General features: G+C 68.5%; 9 protein-coding genes. 3 read left to right on the top strand and 6 right to left on the bottom strand.

Annotated features, from left to right (window positions below; translation table 11 throughout):
• The first annotated feature begins 67 nt into the window (after window positions 1-67).
• Window positions 68-3,154, top strand: a complete 3,087-nt coding sequence (locus BLS11_RS06045; protein WP_092534605.1) for an FAD-binding and (Fe-S)-binding domain-containing protein — start codon at window positions 68-70, stop codon at window positions 3,152-3,154.
• An 11-nt stretch (window positions 3,155-3,165) separates the two neighbouring features.
• Here the strand turns inward: BLS11_RS06045 and BLS11_RS06040 are convergent, their stop codons facing one another.
• The 4 genes from BLS11_RS06040 to BLS11_RS06025 all read right to left on the bottom strand — a co-directional run bounded on the left by BLS11_RS06040 (window position 3,166) and on the right by BLS11_RS06025 (window position 6,368).
• Entirely contained in the window at window positions 3,166-4,287 is a 1,122-nt protein-coding gene (locus BLS11_RS06040; RefSeq protein WP_092534602.1) for a pyridoxal phosphate-dependent aminotransferase, read from the bottom strand.
• A gap of 46 nt (window positions 4,288-4,333) precedes the next feature.
• Window positions 4,334-5,128 (bottom strand): helix-turn-helix transcriptional regulator, encoded by a 795-nt coding sequence (locus tag BLS11_RS06035; RefSeq protein WP_092534599.1) that lies wholly within the window; start codon window positions 5,126-5,128, stop codon window positions 4,334-4,336.
• A gap of 227 nt (window positions 5,129-5,355) precedes the next feature.
• Complete coding sequence (locus tag BLS11_RS06030) at window positions 5,356-5,940, bottom strand: GIY-YIG nuclease family protein (protein WP_092534596.1); 585 nt, start codon at window positions 5,938-5,940, stop codon at window positions 5,356-5,358.
• Window positions 5,940-6,368 (bottom strand): DCC1-like thiol-disulfide oxidoreductase family protein, encoded by a 429-nt coding sequence (locus BLS11_RS06025; RefSeq protein ID WP_092534593.1) that lies wholly within the window; start codon window positions 6,366-6,368, stop codon window positions 5,940-5,942. Before BLS11_RS06025 ends, BLS11_RS06030 begins: the two co-directional genes overlap by 1 nt.
• A 106-nt stretch (window positions 6,369-6,474) precedes the next feature.
• Here BLS11_RS06025 and BLS11_RS06020 point away from each other — a divergent pair, with 106 nt between their 5' ends.
• Window positions 6,475-8,799: a DEAD/DEAH box helicase gene (locus BLS11_RS06020; RefSeq protein WP_092534590.1), complete on the top strand. Its 2,325-nt coding sequence runs from the start codon at window positions 6,475-6,477 to the stop codon at window positions 8,797-8,799.
• Between the two features lie 50 nt (window positions 8,800-8,849).
• Here the strand turns inward: BLS11_RS06020 and BLS11_RS06015 are convergent, their stop codons facing one another.
• On the bottom strand, window positions 8,850-9,101 hold the full coding sequence (locus tag BLS11_RS06015) for an HMG-box domain-containing protein (RefSeq protein ID WP_092534587.1): 252 nt from the start codon (window positions 9,099-9,101) through the stop codon (window positions 8,850-8,852).
• Window positions 9,102-9,194: 93 nt separating this feature from the next.
• Window positions 9,195-11,162, bottom strand: coding sequence for an alpha-amylase MalA (gene malA, locus BLS11_RS06010; protein WP_092534584.1), 1,968 nt, complete (start codon window positions 11,160-11,162; stop codon window positions 9,195-9,197).
• 208 nt (window positions 11,163-11,370) lie between these two features.
• On the opposite strand from malA, the gene BLS11_RS06005 reads away from it, so the two are divergent.
• Window positions 11,371-15,915, top strand: coding sequence for a DUF7997 domain-containing protein (locus BLS11_RS06005; RefSeq protein WP_092534581.1), 4,545 nt, complete (start codon window positions 11,371-11,373; stop codon window positions 15,913-15,915).
• The last annotated feature ends 328 nt before the right edge of the window (window positions 15,916-16,243 follow it).

The following is a 16,243-nucleotide window of genomic DNA, read 5'->3' as shown; positions in this document are numbered from 1 at the left end:
ACGGCGTCCGGCCCGGCGACGACTCCGGATTTTTATACGGCACCGACTAACACGCCAGTAGAGATAGATGGCATCGAACACGCGCGACGCGGTCGAGGACCCGTCGGCCGACGAGAGGGCGAACTACGACTACGTGAGCGACGACGTGGACCGACCGGGCCTCGTCTCGGACCTCGAAACGCTGGTCGCGGGCGACGTTCGGTTCGACTCCTACACCCGACAGCAGTACGCCACCGACGCCTCGGCGTACGAAAAAACACCCATCGGGGTGGTGATGCCGGAGTCCACCGAGGACGTGGTCGCCGTCGTGGAGTACTGCGCGGAGCGAGAGATTCCCGTCCTCCCCCGCGGCGGCGGCACGAGTCTCGCCGGGCAGACGGTCAACGAGGCGGTGGTGCTGGACCTGATGAAGCACATGGACGAGGTGCGGTCGATAGACCCCGACGCCGAGACGGCCCGGGCGCAGGTGGGGGCTCGACTCGGCGACCTGAACGCCGAACTGAAGCCGCACGGACTGAAGTTCGCGCCCGACCCCGCGTGGGGCGACAAGTCCGCCCTCGGCGGCGCTATCGGCAACAACTCCACCGGGTCCCACTCGCTGAAGTACGGCAAGACGGACTACTACCTCGAAGAGGCGGAAGTCGTCCTCGCGGACGGCACCGTCACCACCTTCGGCGAGGTGTCGGTCGAAACGCTCCGCGAGGAGGGCGACTCGGAAGGTGACCTCGAAGCGCGCATCTACGCCGAAGTCGCGCGCATCTTGGACGAGGAGGCCGAGGAGATAGCGGAGGCGTACCCCGACCTGAAGCGGAACGTCTCGGGGTACAACCTCGACATGCTGGTCGACGAGATGCGGGGCGAACGGCGACTGCCGGACGACTCCGGCGTCGACCCCGAGAGCGAACCGGGGACGGTGAACCTCGCGCGCTTGCTCGCCGGGTCCGAGGGAACGCTGGCGATAGTCACGGAGGCGACGGTGTCGCTGGAACCCATCCCGAACACCGCGTCCGTGGCGCTTCTGACGTACCCCGACGTGGTGAGTGCGATGGAGGACGTCGCACCCATCCTCGAACACGACCCCGCGGCGGTGGAGGTGATGGACGACGTGCTGTTGGACCTCGCGCGGAACACCGCCGAGTTCAAAGACGTGGTGGGGATGCTCCCCGACGGGACGGACGCCGTCCTCCTCGTGGAGTTCTACGCCGAGGACGACGAGGAGGGAAGACGGAAGGTGGCGAACCTCGTCGCCGACCGCGCGCCGGCGTCCGACTCCGTCGCGGACCCCGCGGCGGGCGCGGCGGAGACGACGCGAAAGCCGCCGACGGCGCTGACGGCGATGGAGGCCCACGACGCCGAGACGCGCGCGAAGTTCTGGAAGATGCGCAAGTCCGGCCTCCCCATCCTCCTCTCGCGGACGACCGACGAGAAGCACGTCGCCTACATCGAGGACACCGCCATCCCGGCGGAGAACCTCCCGGCGTACGTCTCCGACGTGCAGGAGATCCTCGACGAGTACGACACGTTCGCCAGTTACTACGCCCACGCCGGGCCGGGCGTCCTCCACATCCGCCCCCTCGTGAACACGAAGACCGTCGAGGGACTGGCGGAGTTCGAGGCCATCGCCGACGAGATGACCGACCTCGTGGTGAAGTACGGCGGGTCGGTCTCGGGCGAACACGGCGACGGCCGCGCCCGCACCCAGTGGAACCGCAAACTGTACGGCGACGACCTCTGGCGAACGTTCCGCGACCTGAAGTCGGCGTTCGACCCCGACTGGTTGCTCAATCCGGGGAACATCTGCGGCGACCACGACATGACGGAGAACCTGCGGTTCTCGCCCGACTACGAGTTCGACGCGGGGTTCGACCCCTCGCTGAACTGGGAGAACGAGAACGGCTTTCAGGGGATGGCGGAACTCTGCCACGGGTGCGCCGGGTGTCGCGGCCCGCAGGAGACGACGGGCGGGGTGATGTGCCCGACGTTCCGCGCGGAGGAAGAGGAGGTGCTCTCCACGCGCGGGCGGGCGAACATGCTCCGACAGGCGATGAGCGGCGGGTTGCCCGAAGAGGAGATGTTCGAAGACGAGTTCGTCCACGAGGTGTTGGACCTCTGTATCGGCTGTAAGGGCTGTACGAAGGACTGCCCGAGCGAGGTCGATATGGCGAAGATGCGGACGGAGGTGCTCCACGAGCACCACCAACGCAACGGGTCGTCGCTCCGCGACAGGATGTTCGCCAACATCGAGACGCTCTCGAAGGTCGGAAGCGCCCTCGCGCCCCTCTCGAACGTCGCCTCGAAGGTGCCCGGCGCGCGGACGGTGATGGAGAAGACGCTCGGCATCGCGAAGGAACGCGAGTTGCCGACGTTCCACCGCGAGACGTTCGTCGAGTGGTTCGACGGTCGGGGCCGGTCGGGCGTCCCCGAGGCGCAGGCCGACCGCAAGGTGCTGTTGTTCCCCGACACGTACACCAACTACAACCACCCCGACGCGGGCAAAGCGGCGGTTCGCGCCCTCGAAGCGGCCGGCGTCCACGTCCGGATTCCCGACGGCGTCGCGGACTCCGGCCGCCCCGCCCACTCGAAGGGCTTCATCGACAGGGCGCGCCGCGCCGCCGAACGGAACGTGGCGGTCCTCTCGCCCCTCGTCGCCGAGGGGTGGGACGTGGTCGTGGTCGAACCCTCGGACGCCGTGATGTTCCAGCACGACTACCTCGATCTGCTCTCCGGCGAGAGCGTCGAACGGGTGGCGGCGAGCACCTACGGCGTGATGGAGTACTTCGATACGTTCGACCTCTTGGCGGACCCACTCGTCGAACCGAACGCCCCCTCGCTGAAACTCACGTACCACGGCCACTGCCACCAGAAGTCCACGAAGAAGGACCACCACGCGGTGGCCGTCCTCGACGAGGCGGGCTACCGGGTGGACCCCTTAGATTCGACGTGTTGCGGCATGGCCGGGAGCTTCGGCTACGAGGCCGAACACTACTCGATGTCGAAGGCTATCGGCGAGGTGCTCTCGGAGCAGGTGGCGGCATCCGACGGCGATACGGTCGTCGCGCCGGGCGCGTCCTGCCGGTCCCAGATCGGCGAGTTCGACGGCGAGACCGAGGAACCGCCGCACCCCGTGGAGATGCTGGCCGACGCGTTGGTCTGAGTCGACGCCCCCTACTCGGACTCCGCGAACGACTCGACCACCTCGGAGAGGGCGTCGAGTCCGGCGGCCATCTCCTCGGGCGGTCGGCCGAGGGCGAGTCGGAAGTGGTCCGGTCGGTTGAAGAAGCGCCCGGGGACGACCAAGATATCCCGGTCCCACGCTGCCGCGGCGAACTCGTCGCCGGTGGCGTCGGCGTGCGACAGGAGGGCGAACGGACTCCCGGAGTGGACGCGCCCGGAGAGAGCCTCGTGGTCCGCGAGGAACGATTCGAGGAGTTCGTGGTTCTCCGCGAGGTGGTCCCGCGCCGAGGCGGTCAGTTCGGACGCGTCGTGGACCGCGCGGCGGGCGAGGCGGCGACTCGGTTCCGCGACGGGCGAGAGGTGGTACGCCACCTCGCGGGCGCGTTCGACGAGTTCGGTCGGACCGATCAACCATCCGACCCGGAGGCCGCCGAGGCCGTAGAACTTCGTCAGCGACCCGGTGACGACGGTGTTCGGCAGGCCCGCGCCCGTCGGACCGCCGAACGCCCGGACCGACGACGCCCCCTCGTCGTCGTCGCGCACGTACGGCGCGTACACCTCGTCCACGAGGAGGTAGCCGTCGGCGTCGCCGCACGCCCGCGCCGCCTCGGCCACCGTCTCGCGGTCCGAGAGGTTACCGCTCGGGTTGTGTCGGTTCGTCGCCACCGCGAGTGCGAACGCGTCGGAGACGGCGTTCGAGATGCGATTCGGGTCCAGAGGAAACCCTTCTTCGTCCGGGCGGAGGAAGCGGTCCACCCGCGCGCCGAACGCCTCCGGCGTGACGACCAGCGGTTGGTAGCCCGGTTTCTCGGCGAGGACCTGCGGTCTGCGGTCCGCGTCCGGCGTCGACGCGAGGTCGATCGCGGCCGCCGCGGCGAGAAAGTTCGCCTGCGTCGCGCCCGCGGTCACCAGCACGTTCTCCTCGTCCGCGTCGTACTCGGCGGCCACTCGCGCCCGGAGGGAGGTGTCGTCGGGGACCGAACGGCCGCGGAGGGGTTCGGGGACGACGGCCCCGTCGTCGGCGGACGACCGGAGGTCGCTCGACCCGAAGTCGTGTTCCGCGGCCTCCGTGCGGCCGTCGATCCACTCGAGGTAGGGGAGCGTCGGGAACATCGGGCGAACTTCCCCGGCGGGGGAGTAAGGTGTTCGGGTAGCGCCGTCAGTCGTCGCCGGAGTCGGGCGGACAGACCGCCTCCGCGGTGCGCCAGTACGTCGCGATTCGCCGCCGCGCCCACTCGACGGCCTCCGGGTCGTCGTTGCGGAGGACCCCTCGGACGCCGTTCGACGTGTGGGAGACGAGTCCGACCTCCGCGCAGTCTGCCGTCGAACCGACGACGAGGGTGTACGAGGGCAGGTCCGGCGCGCGCCTGATGTCGATTCGTCCGGTCGCCAGACCCTCCCGAACCACCTCGCCGTACTGGGAGACGAGTCGTTCGCAGACCGAGTCGGTGACGACCATCCGGGAGACCAACTCGCCGCTTCGCAGTTGGTCCCGGTACGCCTCCACCTCGGCCGGGAAGACGGCGGAGGCGAACCCGACGACGTACGACGACTTCTCGAGGAGGTCGGTGAAGGCGAGAATCGGCGCGTACGGCGACTGTCGCTCCGCCTCAGAGACCGTCGCGCCGTCGAACAGAGCGGGGTCCGCGTCGCTCTCAGCGGGGAGTCCGTCGAGGAAGGAAGGCGACCTCAAGAGGCCGTCGAGTCGGCGGGAGACGCGGTCGTACTCCTCTAACGCCAGTTCGCCCGCCAGCGTCCGGCGGTAGACGCCGTCGGACCGGACGGCGAAGCCCGCATCGGTCAACTCGCGGAGCGAACGGTCGATGGTGGACCGCGAGACGGCGAGGTCAGACAGGAGGTCCTGCTTCCGACTGCCGTTCGAGTCGAGGTGACGAAGGACGTTCTCGCGGCGACAGAGCAACCTGAGCGTCTCCGAGATATCCTCCGACCGCATACTGCGCGAATTCGACAGCGAGTTTATAAAAACGTTCGAAGACTAGTACTGTATATAAAGTAACGGAAGGTTTATATTCTATAACCTGAGACTGACGAATAACGCCGACAGATGAATTAAATACGGACGGAGCGTAAATACCGGGTGCCGGGGTGCCTCTGACTCAAACCGGCAACGCCGACGCCCTCAGCCTGCCCGGACTGAGGGCGCCGGTCTGAAGGGACTCTCTACTCTTTCCCTTCGAAGGATTCGACGACCGCAGAGAGAATCGTCTCTACCTCCTCTCCGGATACGAGGTGTGCGTCGCAGTCGCAGTCCGACGACCCGAATCCGGAGACGGGAGACGACAGGGGACGTTCGACCGCAGACGGGGAGGCGTCCGACGAACCGCCGAGGCGACGCGCGACGCGACACTCGATATCGCCGGGGGAACCTCGGCGGCCCGACGAACTCCGTTCGTCGACGTCGACGTTCGACGACGCGACGACGGCCGCGAGGTCGGTGCTGGGGTGGCCGCCGAGATAATCGACGTGCCAGTGACGGACTTCGTGGTCGCCCGACGCGACGCGGCAGTGGCGTTCGACCCGCCCGAGTCCGTTCGACCCGTGCGCGCTCCCGACGTAGGCGTACGCGCCGGCGGGAAACTCGCACTCGCCCAACGCGCCGACTTCGACGCCCGCGTCCGCGTTCAGTTCGTACACGAGCGAGTACGTGCCCGGCGGCGCCTCGTTCGCGCCGATTCCGAGTTCGTCTTCGCCCGCGCGTATCGCCGCCGGGTCGAGGACGACCGGCCGAGTTTCCGCGTCGTCCATCACGAGAGGGCGTCCGGTCGCTCCTCTGCCCCTTCGACGAGTTCGTCGAACAGGCCCTCCGCCTCTTCTACCAGCGGGTACGTCTCGTGGTAGTCGTCGGGGTCGCGGCCGCGTCCGCTGACCGCGCCGACGGTGGCGGCGATGCGGTCGTAGTTGTCGCGGACGAGAGCGCCCACGATTCCGGGCGTTCCGGCGCGGTCGGCCAGTTCCTGCGCGGCGGCCCCGCCGGCGTACACCCGTCCCTCGCTGCGGTCCACGAGAAACATGGCGAACGGCGTCTCGCCGAACTGCGTCTCCAAGAACGCCTGCGACGCGTCGTCGTACCACGAAATCGCGCCGACGCGGTCCAGTCGGCGAAGCGCCTTCGCCGCGATGGAGCAGTAGGCGCACTCGCCGTCGTATATCAGCACGGCGTCGTACTCGTCCATGGGCGGCGTTGGGCCCGCGCGGACAAAACCGTGCTGGACCGGCTGAACCGGCCGCCTCCGCCCCGACGACCGAAAGCGTCAGGGCGGCCTCGGTCCGAGGAGGGGTGTGGACGAGTTAGTGGAGTGGCTCCGCGGCCGACCGTACTACGATGGGCAGATACGCGACCACCGACGGGTCGAGGCGCGCGACCCGGAGTTCGCCGATATCGACCTCGAACCGCGCCTCGCGTCGGCGCTGGAGTCGGAGGGAATCGACCGCCTCTACCGCCACCAAGCCGAGGCGATCGAGGCGGTTCGCGACGGCGAGAACGTCGTGTTGGCGACGCAGACGGCCAGCGGAAAGAGCCTCGCGTACACCGTCCCGGCGTTCGAACGCGCGATGGACCACGGCGGCCGGACGCTGTATCTCGGCCCGCAGAACGCTCTCGTCGCGGACCAAGCCGAGAGCCTCTCGGACCTCGCTCGCGGACTCGGCTTCGGCAGTCGCGTCTCCGTCGAACAGTACACCGGACGGCTCTCGAAGTCGGAGAAGCGCGACGTTCGGAAGCGCCGCCCGACGGTGGTGCTCTCGAACCCCGACATGCTCCACTACGCGCTTCTCCCGCACGCACACCGCCTCTGGGAGTGGTTCTTCTCCTCGCTGGAAACTGTCGTCATAGACGAGGTGCACGGCTACCGCGGCGTCTTCGGAAGCCACGTCGCCCTCACCCTCCGGCGGTTGAACCGCGTCTGCGAACGCTTCGGGAGCGACCCGCAGTACGTCTGCTGTTCTGCGACCATCGGCAACCCCGTCGAACACGCCGCCCGGGTCACCGGCACGGACGAGTCGTCGTTCCGCCTCGTGGACGAGGACACCAGCGGAACGGGCGCGACGCACTGGGTGCTGTGGAACCCGCCGGAGTACCGCGACGAGAACCGCGGAAGCGGACGCAGACGCTCCAGTCACGTCGAGACGAAGAGCCTGTTCGTGGACCTGCTCTCCCGCGGCCACCAGACGCTGGCGTTCACCCGCGCCCGGCAGGCCGCAGAGCGGTACGCCACCGAGAGCGCCGAGGACCTGCGCGAACGCGGACAGAGCGAGGCGGCGGCGGGCGTCTCGGCGTACCAAGCCGCCCTCAAACACGAGAAGCGCCGGGAGATAGAGGCCGGACTGCACGACGGGAGCGTCACCGGCGTCTGGTCGACGAACGCCCTCGAACTCGGCGTGGACGTCGGCGGGTTGGACGCCGTGCTCATCGACGGCTACCCCGGCACCCGGATGTCGGCGTTCCAGCAGGCGGGACGGGCCGGACGCGGCGACGACGACGCCCTCGTCGTCCTCGTCGGCGGCGAGGACCAACTCGACCAGTACCTGATGAACCACCCCGAGGAGTTCTGGGAGGGCGACCCCGAACGCGCCATCTCGAACCCCGAAAACGAGGAACTCCTGCCGGACCACGTGAAGAGCGCCGCCGCCGAGAACTGGCTCTCGCCCGCCGACGAGGCGCACTTCGGCGAGACGTTCCCCGACGTGGTGTCCTCGCTGGAGGCGGCGGGCGAACTCGCCCGGCGGGAGACGGAGAAGGGGATGCGCTGGACGCACTCCGGCGACGGCAGTCCGCAACACGAGATGAGCCTGCGGACCATCGAGAGTCGGGAGGTGGACTTGCTCGACGGCCGGTCGAACGAGGTCATCGCCTCCCTGTCGTTCGGAGACGCCCTGCGGGACGCCCACCGCGGCGCGATATACCACCACCAGGGCCAGTCGTACGAGGTGACGAAGCTCGATTTGGACCGCGACACGGCGATACTGCAACCGACGTGGGCGGAGTACTACACGCGCGTCCTCCACGACAAGACCATCACCGTCGAGGAGGACCTGCGGTCGAAGGAACTGTCGGCCCGGCCCGACACCGAAGTCCGGTTCGCCGAGGTGACGATGCGGAAGCAGATTACCGGATTCGAGCGCAGGGACCCCAAGCGCGGCGAGGCCATCGGGCAGGAGTCGCTGGACCTACCGGAGACGACGCTCCGAACGAAAGTGCTGTACTTCACCGTCCCGCGCGACGTGGAAATCGAGATGCGCGAACGGGGCGGGGAGTACGGCTTCAACGGCGGCATCCACGCGGCGGAACACGGGATGATTTCGCTGTTCCCGCTCTCGTTTCTCTGCGATAGAGGGGACATCGGCGGCCTCTCGACGCCGCACCACCCCCACACGGACCGATCGACGATATTCGTCTACGACGGCTACCCCGGCGGCGTCGGCCTGACAGAGAGCGGATACGGCGAAGTTGAGACGCTGATGCGGCGGACGAGGGAGATGATAGCCGACTGCGACTGCGAGGACGGCTGTCCCGCCTGCGTGCAGTCGCCGCACTGCGGCAACGCCAACGACCCCCTCTCGAAGGCGGAGGCGGTGCAGTTGCTCTCCGCGCTCACCGGGGGCTGAACCGCCTCCGCGGGGTGTCGCGTTCCCGCACCGCACCGCCGCGTCGCGGGTTACAGCAGTTGGAGGCGGTCCGAATCGACCAACCCTCGCTCCATCGCGCGGTGGAGTCGCTGGTCTGCGGGGAGTTCGGACCACTCCTCCGGCAGTTCGTCGTCGGGAATCTCGTCGAGGACTTCCACGAGTTCCTCGTTGAGGAATCGCCCGTTCTCGCCGCACTCCGGGCAGGTCAGGAGGATGAGTCGAACGCGGTACTCGCGGTGTTCCGTCGCGCCGCAGTACGGGCACACGTACGTATCGGTCACTACGGGGTATTGGGGTACGCACCTACACGACGTTTACGACCGAACGGCGTCGCGGGCGGGGTGGCGAGAACGAGTCGGCGGGTCCGGCGGCGGTCACTCCGCGCGGAGGACGGCGACGCTCTCGACGCGCAGGCCGTCGGCGGCGGCGACGCTCTCGCCGGAGACGAGGTCCGTCGAATCGACCGAGAGACCATCTACGGCGACGGTCGCGGGTTCCTCGCCGAAGTTCAGGGCGCAGACGTACGTCTCCTCGGGACCCTCGCGGGCGAAGGCGACGGCCGTCTCGGTGTCCGTCTCGTAGTCGATGCGGCGGAACGCGCCGTCGTACCCGAGCGCGGGCGTCTCGTTGCGAACGTCGATGAGTCGTTCGTAGTGCTCGCGGATGTCCTCGCGGGCGTGGTCCCACGCGAGGGCGTCGCGGCGGCCGCGTTGCCCGAGTTCCTGCCCGCCGTACAGCATCGGGACGCCCGGAAGGGTGAACAACGCGCCCGCGGCCGCCATCGCCGCGTCGTCGCCACACTCGACGAGGTAGCGCGTCTCGTCGTGGTTCTCGACGTACAGCATGAACGCCGCGTGCGGCGGGAACCCCACCTCGGCGCGTTGGTCCACGGCGTCTAAAATCGCCTCGGCGGGTTGGTGGCCGCGGCCGACCTGCCGCATCGTGAAGTACAGCGTCGTGTCGAAGTGCATGTCGAACATCCCGTTGTGGAAGTCCGCGACGTACGGGATGGTCTCGTCCAAGAGCAAGAACTCCGGGTCCCTCGATTTCACCCGGTCGCGGACCTCCTGCCAGAACGTGTCGGGGACGGCCCACGCCATGTCGCAGCGGAAGCCGTCCGCGATTTCGAACCAGCGGTCCACGGCGTCGAGTAGGTGCCGACGGACCTCCAACGTCGTGTAATCGAAGTTGGCGATGAACTCCCAGTCGAAGTACGTCTCCGGTTCGCCGCTGTCCTGCCAGTCGTACCAGTCGTAGTACTCCGAGTCGGGGTTCTCGTACGCGTCCTGAAAGAACGGGTGGTCCCGCGCGGAGTGGTTCAACACGAGGTCGAAAAGCACCTTCATCCCCCGGTCGTGGGCGGCCTCGACGAACGCCTCGTAGTCCTCCCGCGTGCCGAGGTCCTCGGCTATCTCGTAGAAGTCCACGATATTGTAGCCGTGCGGCGCGTGGTCGTTCTGGAGGACCGGCGTCAGCCACAGGCAGTCCACGCCGAGTTCCGCGAGGTAGTCGAGGCGCTTCTCCAACGCCTCGAACGTGGTCTCGGCCTCGTCGTCGTCGGAGGCGAACCCGCGGACGTAAATCTCGTAGAGGGTCACCTCCTTGGCCCACTCCGGCGGGTCGTTCGGCCGGGAAATCGTGATGGCGTCTGCGTCGTCGTCGGGAGACGGGACGGACTCGACTTCGCTTCCGCCGTCAGCCATCGCGTCCCGCCTGAACTCCACGCTGTCGGGGACGCTGTAGGACTCCGAAAGCGCGACGGCGTGGACGCGGAGGCGGTCGCCGACGGCCGAGAGGGGGACGCGGAGCTCCCACCCGGAAATCTCCACGTCCGACTCGTCTACGTCGTCTCTGTCGTCCACGAGGAACTCGACGACCAACTCCTCGCGGTCGACGTCGCTTTCGGGGTTCGGTTGCGGGTCCGCGCTGACCACGAGGTGGTCGCCCTCGACGGACCCGTGGAGTTGGACGCGCGGGCGGCCGCCGCCACCGCCGCCGTCGGACCCGCCGGCCGACCCCGACCCGGAGACGCCGCCGCTTCGCTTCGGTTGCTCCGCCGAACCGCTCCGGAACCCGCTGGCACCGCTCATCCCCGAGGACCCGGTGCCGCCGCCGACGGGGACTTTGTCGCCTTGGAAGACGCGGAGCGTGAGTTCGTGCGTCCCGTCGGGGGCGTCGAGTTCGACGACGAACTTCCCGGCGGCGTCGGGCGCGAAGTCGACGACCGGTTCGTCGCCGAGTTCGAGGTGGCTGCCGACCGGCGCGCTCTGTACTCGCCAACGGTACGACGCGTCCGGGTCGGGGTCCCGCGGCGCGAGTTGTACCGTCTCGCCCACGGCCATGAACCGCGGCGGACCTGGGTGGTGCATGGACGTACCAACGACACGTCGGCCCTTTGTCTTTACTCCCGTTCGAAGAATTGTTGTAGAGGCTGAGTAACGGAACGCTACCGCTCGATTTTTCGGGGACGTCGTCCGGGTGGGCGAAAGTTCTCGGCGAACGAACAGTACCAGCCAATACTTATGTCCGGGGCGGACGCCTGAACATCGTATGAGACTTCGGACCGCGCTCAATGATTATAAGCGCGACCGCGGCGACCGGCGCTTCCCAGAGGAGTGCCCCACCGCCGATGGCGCGTTCTCCGGTCACGGGGACAGACTCGTCCACGTCGGCGACGACGGGTCTCTTCGCGACTACTCGTCTTCGCTCTCCGGTCTGTACGGCATCGACCGGTCTCGGTTCGGCATCGAAGCCGGCGGCGAGACGCACTGGTTCGACGACCTCGAACCGGTTCGTCAGCACTACTACCGCGAATCGACCCTCGTGGAGACGGAGTACGACGCCGGCGAGTTCACCGTCCACCAGTACGACCTGACGCTCGGACGGGCGCACGTCACCCACGTCGAACTCCGCGGCGCGATTCCGACGGACGCCCACCTGACCGCGTTTCTCACGTTCGCCCCCGAGGGCCGGGAGACGCGCGTCGGTCGCCTCATCCACGAACGCGGCGGTCCGGAGGGCACGCAGGCCGTCGAGGTGTTCCACCGGGACGAACACGACTACGTCACCGCCTCGACCGGCCTCGACGACGTTCGCGGACAGGTGCCCGAACGGTTCGAGGAGGTGCTCTCCGAGGAGGCGTTCGAGTTCCCCCGCGAGGCCGTCCTCGAACAGTACGAGGACACCCACCTGAGCGGCGACATCGTCGTCTCCGCCCCCCTCGAACGGGCCGGACGCGGCGCACAGACAACGCTCGTCACGCAACTTTCGAACCACCGGGAACTGACGCGGGAACGGGCGTTAGAAGACCTCAGAAACTGCGCGCTCCAGCACTCCACCGCCGACGACATCCGCGCGGCGGCGCGGGAACGGGCGGAGGTGTCCGTCCCCGAACACGTCCCCCGCGAGGGGATAGTGCGCTCGGACCTCCGTGCGCTGTCGCTCCTGACGGCCCCCTCGGGGTCGCACATCGCCGCCCCCGAGTTCGACCCCTTCTACTCGCACACCGGCGGGTACGGCTACACGTGGTTCCGCGACGACGCCGAACTGTCGCGGTACCTCCTCGGGGCCGACGACCTGTTGGACCTCGAACTGACCGACAGTCTGGCGACGACGGCGCGGTTCTTCTGCGAGACGCAACTCGACGACGGGACGTGGCCCCAACGGGCGTGGGCGGTCGACGGGTCCATCGCGCCCGGGTGGGCGCACGCCCGCGTCGAAGGCTCCGAGAAGCCGGAGTATCAGGCCGACCAGACGGCCAGCGTCGTCGCCTTCCTCGCCTCCCTGCTTCGCTCCCGGCGCGGCGACCTCGATTCGGGCCTCGCCCGCGAGGTCGAACGGACGATAGCGCGCGGCGTCGAGGGACTCGACGACTCCCTCGAAGACGACGGCCTGCCGGAGGAGTGCCAGAACGCTTGGGAGAACATGGTCGGCCGCTTCAGTCACACGGCCGCCACCTTCCTGCAGGCGTACGCGTCCGTCGCTCGTGCACCCGTCGGCGACGAACTGGCCGACCACGCGCGGGCGCAAGCCGACGCGGTGTTCGAGGGACTGGACCTCCTGTGGGACGAGGGCTACGAGGTGTACGGACTCCGCCTGCGCGGGGGCGAACTCGACTCCCGCCTCGACTCGGGGTCGTTCGCCTTGGTGGACGCCGTCGCGGAGTACGACGAAATCGCCGAGGTGCCCGAGGAGACGCTCGATAAGCTGGCGTCGCACATGGACATCGCGCTGTCGGACCTCTATCGGGAGTCCGACGACGGCGAGGTTCGCGGGTTGATTCGCTTCGAGGACGACTACTGGCGCACCGCGGAACAGGACGACGAGAAAGTGTGGTCCGTCGCCACCGCGTGGGGGGCGAACGCCGCCGCGGACCTCGCGGTTCTCCTGGATTCGTACGACCGAGGGACGGAGGCCGACGCCTTCCTCGAACGGGCCGCGAGCCTGTACGAACTCCTGCGCGAGGACGGTCCGTTCACGACGCCCGCGGGCTACCTCGCCGAGCAGGTGTTCGACGACGGGTCGTTCGATAGCGCGACGCCGTTAGGGTGGTCGCACGCCCTCCGCCTGCACGCGACGGCGTTGCTCCACGAGCACGACGCGCTTCCCGCGCCGAAACCCGCGCCCTCGGGGCCGGAACACCGGCCGCGGTGGACGACGGGCGAGAAGTACGGCGTCGGCACCGTCGCCGACCACACGTCCGAGGACCCCTCGCGCCTGTGGTTCACGCTGACCGAGGGAGCGCTGACGGAGGTGCGCTTCCCGCGGGTTGACCTGATGAACCTGCGGACGCTGGATTTCCTCGTCGCGGACGCCGACGACGACTCGACGTACACCGCGCGGACGCACAACGAGACCCGGCGCGACGACGACGCGGACACCATCGAGCGCACCGCCGAGATGGTCGAAGACGAGGCGCTCTGCTACCGACACACGGTCACCGAGACGGGCGACGGGCGCGGCCACGAGTGGACGCTCACCGTCGAGTACGTCACCGACCCGGAACACGACGCGTTGCTCGCGGACGTGAGCTTCGAGTCCGACGACGACAACGAGTACGAACTGTACTCCGTCGCCGACACCGCACTCGTGAACACGGGCGCGACGGACCGAGCGCTCCGCCTCGGGCAGATGGGGACGTACCACCTCGTCGCCCGCGACGCCGACGCGTACGACCAACGGGGCGAGACGGAACCGCTCCTCATCGACGAGGAGGGCGAGGAGTACAGCGTCGCCTTGGCGATGACCTCCGCCGGGCGGTTCGACTGGGCCACCGTCGGCGTCGCCGGGTCCGAGCACCTCGCCGGACTGTTCTCGGAGGGTGACCTGCCGACGCCGCAGGACGGCGTGGACAACGAGAACGTCGTCCTCGTCGGCCGCATCGGCATCGGAAACCGCCTGTCCGAGACGCTGGCGCTCGGATTCGCAGAGAACGCAGACACCGCGGCCGCACTCGGCGAGGCGGCGGGCGCGCTCACCCGCGGGTACGAGACGGCGTACCGGGCGTACTGCGACTCGTGGGCCGACTTCCTCGCGGACAAGGAACTGCCGGTCGCCGTCGCCGACGACGAGGAGTTGGCGAACCAGTACCGCGCCTGTCTCATGACGCTCCGCGCCGTCGAGGACAAGACGTTCCTCGGCGCGGGCATCGCCTCGCCGTCGGTGCCGTGGGGCGAGGCGGTCACCGCCGAGGAGGCGAAGGGGTACGGTTACAACTTCGTCTGGTCGCGCGACCTGTATCAGGTGTTCACCGTCTTCGAGGCCGTCGGCGACGTGCAGACGGCCATCGACGCCCTCGAGTACATCTACGAGTTCCAGCAGGACGAACGCGGATTCATCCCGCAGAACACCTACCTGAACGGGCGGACCCGGTGGGGCGGCGAGCAGATGGACAACATCTCCTTCCCGTCGGTGATGGCGTACATGCTCGCGGAGAACGGCGTCGAGTTCGACGACGTGGACTACGACTACGTGAACGTCAAGCGCTCCGCCGACTACGTGGCGCGGAACGGCCCGCCGACGGCCCAAGAGCGCTGGGAGGAGGAGGCGGGCTACTCGCCCTCCTCCATCGCCGCGGAGATAGCCGGCCTCGCCTGCGCCGCCTCCGTCGCCATCGACGAGGGACACGACGCCGACGCCCTCATCTGGTTGGCGCTGGCGGACGACTGGACCGAACGCGTCGAGGAGTGGTGCGCGACGACGACCGGAACCGAACGCCACGAGCACACGCCGTACTACGTCCGCGTCACCCGCGACGGCGACCCCGACGCCGGACACCTCCGGACGCTGGCGAACAACGGGCCGACGCTGGACGAACGCGAGATCATCGACGGCGGGTTCCTCGAACTCACCCGCCTCGGCATCAAACCCCACGACGACGAGGTGATAGAGAACTCCGTCCGCGAGATGGACGACACGATTCGCGTCGATACGCCGCACGGACCGGCGTTCTACCGCTACAACGGCGACGGCTACGGCGAACGCGAACGCGGCGACGAGGGCGCACCGTGGTCCATCGAGTCGAAGGGGAAGGGCCGACTCTGGCCCATCTTCACGGGCGAACGCGGCGAGTACGAACTCCTCGCCGGCACCGACGAGGGACCGCTCTCCCCCGAGAACCTCCTCCGGACGATGGCCGGGTTCGCAAACTCCGGTCGGATGTTGGCCGAACAGGTGTGGGACCGCGAACACGCCACCGACTACAACTGGGAGTTCGGCGAGGGCACCGGCGCGGCGACGCCCCTCGCGTGGTCGATGGCGCAGTTCGTCCGCCTCGCGCACGGCGTCGAGGCCGGCGAACCCGTCGAGACGCCCGCGTTCGTCCGCCGCCGGTACGTCGATACCGACCGGCCGAAGCCCCCGAAACTGCAGGTCAGCACCCGATTCAGGGGCGACAAACTCGTCGTCTCCGGACAGACCGACGGCGAAGTCGTCGCGGTGAAGACGCCGAGCGAGACTGTGCTCGTCGAACCCGAGGAGGGGCGGTTCGAGGTTCGCCCCGACATCGAGTACGGCGAGAACCAGATAACCGTCGCGGCGGCGACGCACCGCGACCTGACCGCGGCGGGGACGAACGTCACTCGGTTCACCCTCTGAAGGAGGGTGACCGGCCGTTCCGTGCAGTTCGGTACCAAATCAACACAAGACGTAAGTGTCAGCCGTCCGTCGTAAAAACCGCCCGCGGCGAGAAGCCCCCCTCTGATCGCCGTGGACACCCGACCGGCGCGTTCAGCGCCGAACGAGCCGCCGCCCGCCCGGGTGTCCCCCCGCACTCCGACGCGTCGCGTCCGCAACTGGTGTTCCGCGCGACGCAGCCGCCCCCCAACCCCTGTCCGTGTGGTGCGTTCACCCGGGACGGCTCTCTTTCGGTACGACCGCCGCCGCGAGCGTCGCCGACGGCCGGTGCGTCCGTCGGCCCGCCCGC

The sequence above is a fragment of the Halopelagius longus genome, from assembly GCF_900100875.1.
Lineage (GTDB): Archaea > Halobacteriota > Halobacteria > Halobacteriales > Haloferacaceae > Halopelagius > Halopelagius longus.
The sequence above is the reverse complement of the archived record's forward strand: the minus strand, read 5'-3'. Positions and strand labels throughout refer to the sequence as shown.

Coding starts and splice junctions, on each gene's coding strand:
- BLS11_RS06045 (WP_092534605.1), top strand. CDS start 68: ATGGCATCGAACACGCGCGACGCGGTCGAGGACCCGTCGGCCGACGAG.
- BLS11_RS06040 (WP_092534602.1), bottom strand. CDS start 4,287: ATGTTCCCGACGCTCCCCTACCTCGAGTGGATCGACGGCCGCACGGAG.
- BLS11_RS06035 (WP_092534599.1), bottom strand. CDS start 5,128: ATGCGGTCGGAGGATATCTCGGAGACGCTCAGGTTGCTCTGTCGCCGC.
- BLS11_RS06030 (WP_092534596.1), bottom strand. CDS start 5,940: ATGGACGACGCGGAAACTCGGCCGGTCGTCCTCGACCCGGCGGCGATA.
- BLS11_RS06025 (WP_092534593.1), bottom strand. CDS start 6,368: ATGGACGAGTACGACGCCGTGCTGATATACGACGGCGAGTGCGCCTAC.
- malA (WP_092534584.1), bottom strand. CDS start 11,162: ATGGCCGTGGGCGAGACGGTACAACTCGCGCCGCGGGACCCCGACCCG.
- BLS11_RS06005 (WP_092534581.1), top strand. CDS start 11,371: ATGAGACTTCGGACCGCGCTCAATGATTATAAGCGCGACCGCGGCGAC.